Below are 6,126 nucleotides of genomic sequence, written 5' to 3' on the forward strand. Positions count from 1 at the left end.
GGAAAATAGGATGAATAAAAAACAGGTTAAAGTAGCTTATTTTCCTTCTACTGCTTCAAAGGCTAATGTTTTAGGTAGTAATGGAAGAGCTTTAGATAACTACTGTATAAAATGTGAAACTACAGAGGAATTTGGACCTTATGTGATAGATATTACATTTTTAACTCAGGATGATTTGCATGACATATTAAAGGAAGAAGCTATTATAAAAGTTGCTATAGATTATGGATATGAAGTATTTAGAATATCTAAAGTTAATGTAGGTACTAGATATATTGAGGTAGTAGGTAGGCAGATAACAATAGCTGATAGTTTAACATTGTGGTTAGAAGATGTAAGACCGACCAATTTAAATGGAACTGCAGCTTGTAATTATTTGTTGACTAACTCAGAAGGTAGAAGAAAAGATATTCAAATATCATCAGATATTAGTACTCAAAGTACTGCTTATTACCAACAAATGAGTTTATATAAGGCTTTATATGATTGTGATCAGTCTTTTATTAACAGATGGGGTGGCGAGACATTAAGGAGAGCTTATACACTTTACATGAACACAAGAATAGGTTCTGATAGAGGGTTTAGTATTAGGGAGGGTAAAAACCTTGCTAAAGATGGATTTCAAGGTTCTACAAATATAGATAAGCTTGTAACCAGGGCGAAAGGTAAAGGCTTCAATGGTATTCAAGGGGATTACATTCATAGTCCTTTAATTGACAGCTATAACAGTGTTTATACTGATGTTATAGAGTATCAGGATGTAAAAGTTAAAGATGAAAGCTCAGATGAAGGATTTGATACTATAGAAGAGGCACAAGCTGAATTAAACAGAAGGGTTCAAGAAGAGTTCTCTAAGAATGGTATAGATAAAATTAAAGCTAGTTATAATATTAACTTCGTACAACTTGAGAAAACAGAAGAGTATAAAAACTATATTATAGCTGAAAGACTTTTTTTAGGAGATACAATTAGAGTTTACATACCAAAGCTAGATACAGATATTAAAGTAAGAGCAATATCTAAAAGGTATGATGTTCTAGCACAAAAGACAATAGAGGTTAAATTAAGCAATTATGCTGAGTCAAAGCCATTAACTATTAGTCAGATTATAGATAGACTTGAAAGTATGGATAGCACAGAGAGTATTCTGCAAATGGCTAAAGATGCTGCTACATCCTTGATTAAAGGTGGTATGAAAAACTCTTATGTTGTTGTAAGAGAAAATGAAATCTTAATAATGGACACTAAAGATATTAATACAGCAACTAAAGTGTGGAGGTTCAATTCTGGTGGACTTGGATATTCCAGCACTGGCTATAATGGTGAATATGGACTTGCAATGACTATTGATGGACAGATAGTGGCTGACTTTATAACTACTGGTGTACTTAATGCTAACTTAATTAAAACAGGAGTTCTTTCTAGTATTGATGGAAGTATAACTATTAACTTAGCTAATGGAGAGTTTAAATCATCATTGAATGATGGAAGTGAGATTGTGATAAGTCCAAGGGATGGCTTTTATAATAAATTTGGTACAAGCAAAAGGGGGTATCATCACTTGAATTATAGTAAATTAATCAAATTTCCCGCCGATTCTATGGGTGGATATTCTACCGTAGATGTTCAGTTACCTGCAGAATTTAAAGGTAAAACATTGCAAATATCAACATCGGTTAAAAGATTAGTATGCGATGGAGCTGGAGTTACAAATGGAGCTTTAAATTTAGTTGATTCTTTTGTTGAGTATAATGCTACAACTAATACTGCCAAAGTTTATGGGCTTTTAAAGGTTGTTAATCTAGACAATAAGCAACTAGTAAATATGAACCAGTACTTAGAGGTCCAACTTGAAGTAATAGCTTAGGAGGTGAGACATTATATGAATACTAAAACAATTAAATTAGACATAAACAAAAGATTATATGAGAAGATAACAGCAAAGCAAGGAGATACGAAGAGTAGATTCTTGCTTTTTCATTTGCTAGATGGAGCAAGTCCGTTTAGCTTAGTAAATAGAACTGTAAGAGTATATGGTTTAAAGCCTGATAAAAAGGAGATATTTAATGATTTAAAAATAGTTGATGCTAACAAAGGACATTGTGAATTAGAATTGACAAACCAGGCATTAGCTATAATAGGTGATCTAGATTTAGAGTTAGCTATTTATGAAGGGGAAAGCAAATTAACATCAATTCCTTTTACTGTAGATGTACTTAAAAGTATAAATTCAACAAATGCGATAGAAAGCAGCAATGAATATAAAGCTTTAGATAGATCCTTAACTAAAGTTGAAGAATGGAATAATGAATTTGCTGATAAGAGTGGCAAATTAGAGCAACTTTACACAGAAAGATTGAATGGTATTGATTCGCAATTGGCTGAAAAAGCGAAACAAGTTGATTTAAATACTACTAATATAAAAGTTGCAAACTTGGAAACTTTAAAAGCAAATAAAACCGATTTGACTAGTAACAAAATTTTTAAAGGTTCCGATACAACTGCAAACATATTATTAAAAGTTGGCGAAAATGGAGATTATTATTATTCAACCGATGAAATGGTGTATTATTTAAAAAGTGATAGTGGGTGGATAAATATAGGATATGGGGATAATAAAATAAATTCTATAGTATTAAATAAAACTCCTATTATAGAAGTAAATAAATATTTATCATATACAGGAATACTAAGTATACAGAATGTAGACTTTACATTGACTTCAATTGACGTTATAGAAGGTGAAAGATATGAATTAATAGGACAAATAGTTGATGGTTGCAGATTATATGGTTTTTACAAAGATAATGTAAAAATATCTATATTCCCAAGTGACACTTCAAAATACCCATTGACACAGGTGCATAATGTAGTTACGATTCCCAAAGGTGTAAACAAGCTATATGTATCTTCATATAGATATTCTATAGTTATAAACAAATTACCCGTTTTAGAAAATCATGCTCATGAACTTAGTGAAAGTATTGAACAGATGAATGAAAAAATAAAAATAAATGATTATCTTTCAGATAATATCCAATTAGTCGAAGAAAATAGATATGTTGATACAATAGGGAATTTTTCACCATTAACCAATATAAATTTTAGGTCTATTGAGATTAGTGTAAATGAAGGAGAACGATATCTTATTAAAGGTGATTGTACTACAGCTCAACGTCTTTATTCTTTAGTTGATGATAATAATAAAGTTATAACTGTGTATCCCGATACAACCGAATCTTTACCGACAACTTCATTTATTGAACTTGTTAATATACCTAAAGGTTGCGTTAGGTTAAGAGTTTGTTCATATAAGGATTTTAATAGTAATTTAAAACAAATTCCTATTGTTAAGATGCCTGCTAAGGAAGAAATAAAAGAAATAGCAAATGAAAACACGTTATTAGTACAGAAGGTATTTTGTATTGGTGATAGTTTAACTAGTGGAGCATATTACGATACGATTTATAATGGTAAATCTATTAAAGAAAGTTATCCGTACTATTTATCAAAAAAAATGAGATGTAGTATAGTTAATGGCGGATGGAGTGGATATTCTGCAAGTGAATGGTGGAATACTGCATTGCCTAAATATGACTTATCGTTATATGACACTTTTATAATTTGGTTAGGTACTAATAATGGTTTAACTGATACATTAGCAACAGATGTAGACCCTTTTACAAACTACAATAATTTTGCATTAACAGAAACAGGATATTACTGTAAAATAATAAACAAAATAAAAGAAGTTTCACCTAATGCTAATATTTTTCTAGTATCTATTTTTGCAAGTAAAGGTAATGTTCCAACTACAAATACAGTTATTGAAAAGATTTCAGTTAAATATGGAACAGGCTATATAAATATAAATTCAGATGGTAAATTATATCCTAGTGACATTTACCATCCATTCGGAAATGCAGTACACTTTGGGAAGATTGGGAATTTAGAGGTCGCTACAAGGATATACAATTTTATAAATGAGTATATATCTACTCATCCAACTAATTTCGAAAAAGTTCTTTTGGGTGAAAGAACACAAGGAAGTTTAACTGAATAATTCACAATAGATTTAAATTACGAACTAAAATGGTCTTTACATTTTAATTCTTATTATGTAAAATATAGTTAATGGGGTAATTGTTATTCCAGAAGTGGAAGAGGGGGTCGGGCTTATAAGTAGAGGAGACGATGCGGCCGCCATTTACTGGTGCGAAACAAACCTGGAGTACCTTGGGCTTTTAAATAAAGAACAAGGGAGGAATGGTATCATGGATAAAGCTTTTCATGAAATAATACAGTTATTAACAATTGTGTTACTAATACTTATCTTTAGGTAGATACATAGTCGTCTCTGAACTTATATAGAATAAAATACATCAGGTGATTTAAGAGATTAGCACAGCTAGTCTCTTTTTTATACTTAAAATTAGGAGGTGCAGTGTGAGCGATTCAGATGCAATGCAAGAAGTTAGAGAAACTGTCATTGAGATAAAAGGAATACTTAAAAATATGAGTGATACAACAGAACTAAAGTTAAAGAATTTTGAAGAAAAGATTAAGGTAGCTAATAATCGTATAGCTGATCTTGAGGATACAAATAAATGGTTATGGAGAGCCTTTGCTGGGACTATAGTAAGTTCGGTGATGGCTCTTTTAATTAATATTAAATTTTAAGGAGAGATGTAGAATGGAAAATTTATTAACTTTCATACCAGAATTTTTATTAATCGTTATTGTTGCAACTTATGTTGTAGGTGTATTTCTTAAGAAAATAGAGAGTGTACCAGATAAGTATATAACTTCTCTATTAATGCTATTTGGTATTACCTTTGCAGTGCTACTTAATATAATTAATGCAAAATATAAAATAGCTTTAGACGTTATTGTCAATGGAATATTACAAGGTATTTTATGTTGGGGAGTAGCTGTAGGTATAAACCAGACAAGCAAGCAGCTTAAAAAATCAGAGTAGATTAATGTCTACTCTTTTTATTTTAAATTCAAATTTTAGGAGGAATGTATATGTTAATTCAAAGATTAATTTCATCAGATAAATATGGTATTAAATGTCCTTACGTTATGGATCCTATAGGTATTTGTATTCATAACACTGCTAATGATGCTTCGGCAGCTAATGAGGTTGCATATATGCAGAGAAACAACAATGAGGTTAGTTTTCATATAGCTATAGATGATAAAGAAGCTATTCAAGGTTTACCTTTTAATCGTAATGCTTGGGCTGCAGGTGATGGTAATGGACAAGGCAATAGAAAATATATTCATATAGAGATTTGTTATTCTAAATCAGGAGGACATAAATTTGAAGCAGCAGAGAAGAGAGCAGCTCAAGAAGTAGCAGCATTATTAAAGCAATATGGATGGGGAATAGATAGAGTTACGAAGCATCAAGACTTTAGTGGAAAATATTGTCCTCACAGAACCTTAGATATGGGGTGGCAAAGATTTTTAAACATGATTCAGGCCGAATTGAATGGAGCATCACAAGAAAATGGAGAGCTTTATAGAGTAAGAAAATCATGGGGTGATGCAGCAAGTCAAAAAGGAGCCTATTCCATTAAAGAAAATGCCATAGCTGAATGTAAAAACCATAGTGGATATAATGTATATGATAGTAATGGTAATTGTGTATATTCAAATGGGGGATCTCAACCATCACAACCTACACCAACTAAAGAAAAAATTGATTTATTTAGTAGAGTAGCTGTAAAAGGTAGAGGTTCAAAGTACTATGATTGGGTAAAGAACTTAACTGACTATACTGGAGATATGAAAAATCCTTGTTGCCTATTTATGGCTTACCCAACTAAAGGAGAGGTGCGCTTTAGGGTATCTCCTATAAGTGAGGGAAGATATTATTCAGAGGTACAAAACTATTATTCTTCAAAAGGGATTTATGATGAAGCAGGACTTCCAAACGTACCATTTGATAAAATTCAAATGAGATTTGATTTACCAGGTTACAAAATTAGATATCGTGCAATGTGCAATGGTTGTTGGTTAGATTGGGTTGAGAATGGAAATTCATATATGGAAGGTCACAATGGGTATGCAGGATTAGGAGATGGAACACCTATAACTGCAATAGAATGTGAAATTGTG

5 protein-coding genes are annotated in these 6,126 nt (G+C 31.3%); all 5 read left to right on the forward strand.

The window, feature by feature from the left end; translation table 11 throughout:
* Nucleotides 1-10 precede the first annotated feature (10 nt).
* A complete protein-coding gene (locus BN1075_RS00460; protein ID WP_052406317.1) occupies nucleotides 11-1,867 on the forward strand; it encodes a phage tail spike protein in 1,857 nt (618 codons plus the stop codon).
* A 15-nt stretch (nucleotides 1,868-1,882) separates the two neighbouring features.
* The gene (locus BN1075_RS00465) at nucleotides 1,883-4,063 is read left to right on the forward strand and encodes an SGNH/GDSL hydrolase family protein (protein ID WP_040191057.1); all 2,181 of its coding nucleotides are present in this window, start codon (nucleotides 1,883-1,885) and stop codon (nucleotides 4,061-4,063) included.
* Nucleotides 4,064-4,446: 383 nt separating this feature from the next.
* Entirely contained in the window at nucleotides 4,447-4,680 is a 234-nt protein-coding gene (locus BN1075_RS00475; protein WP_040191060.1) for a hemolysin XhlA family protein, read from the forward strand.
* Nucleotides 4,681-4,693: 13 nt separating this feature from the next.
* The gene (locus tag BN1075_RS00480) at nucleotides 4,694-4,978 is read left to right on the forward strand and encodes a phage holin family protein (RefSeq protein ID WP_040191061.1); all 285 of its coding nucleotides are present in this window, start codon (nucleotides 4,694-4,696) and stop codon (nucleotides 4,976-4,978) included.
* A gap of 50 nt (nucleotides 4,979-5,028) precedes the next feature.
* Nucleotides 5,029-6,126: peptidoglycan recognition protein family protein (locus BN1075_RS22410; RefSeq protein ID WP_197072253.1), on the forward strand; the 1,098-nt coding region annotated here is incomplete at its 3' end.

It is taken from the genome of Clostridium culturomicium, from assembly GCF_000821305.1.
Lineage (GTDB): Bacteria > Bacillota > Clostridia > Clostridiales > Clostridiaceae > Clostridium_J > Clostridium_J culturomicium.

Excerpts from the sequence above, each read along its gene's own strand:
- BN1075_RS00465 (WP_040191057.1), top strand. The coding sequence starts at position 1,883 with ATGAATACTAAAACAATTAAATTAGACATAAACAAAAGATTATATGAG.
- BN1075_RS00480 (WP_040191061.1), top strand. The coding sequence starts at position 4,694 with ATGGAAAATTTATTAACTTTCATACCAGAATTTTTATTAATCGTTATT.
- BN1075_RS00460 (WP_052406317.1), top strand. The coding sequence starts at position 11 with ATGAATAAAAAACAGGTTAAAGTAGCTTATTTTCCTTCTACTGCTTCA.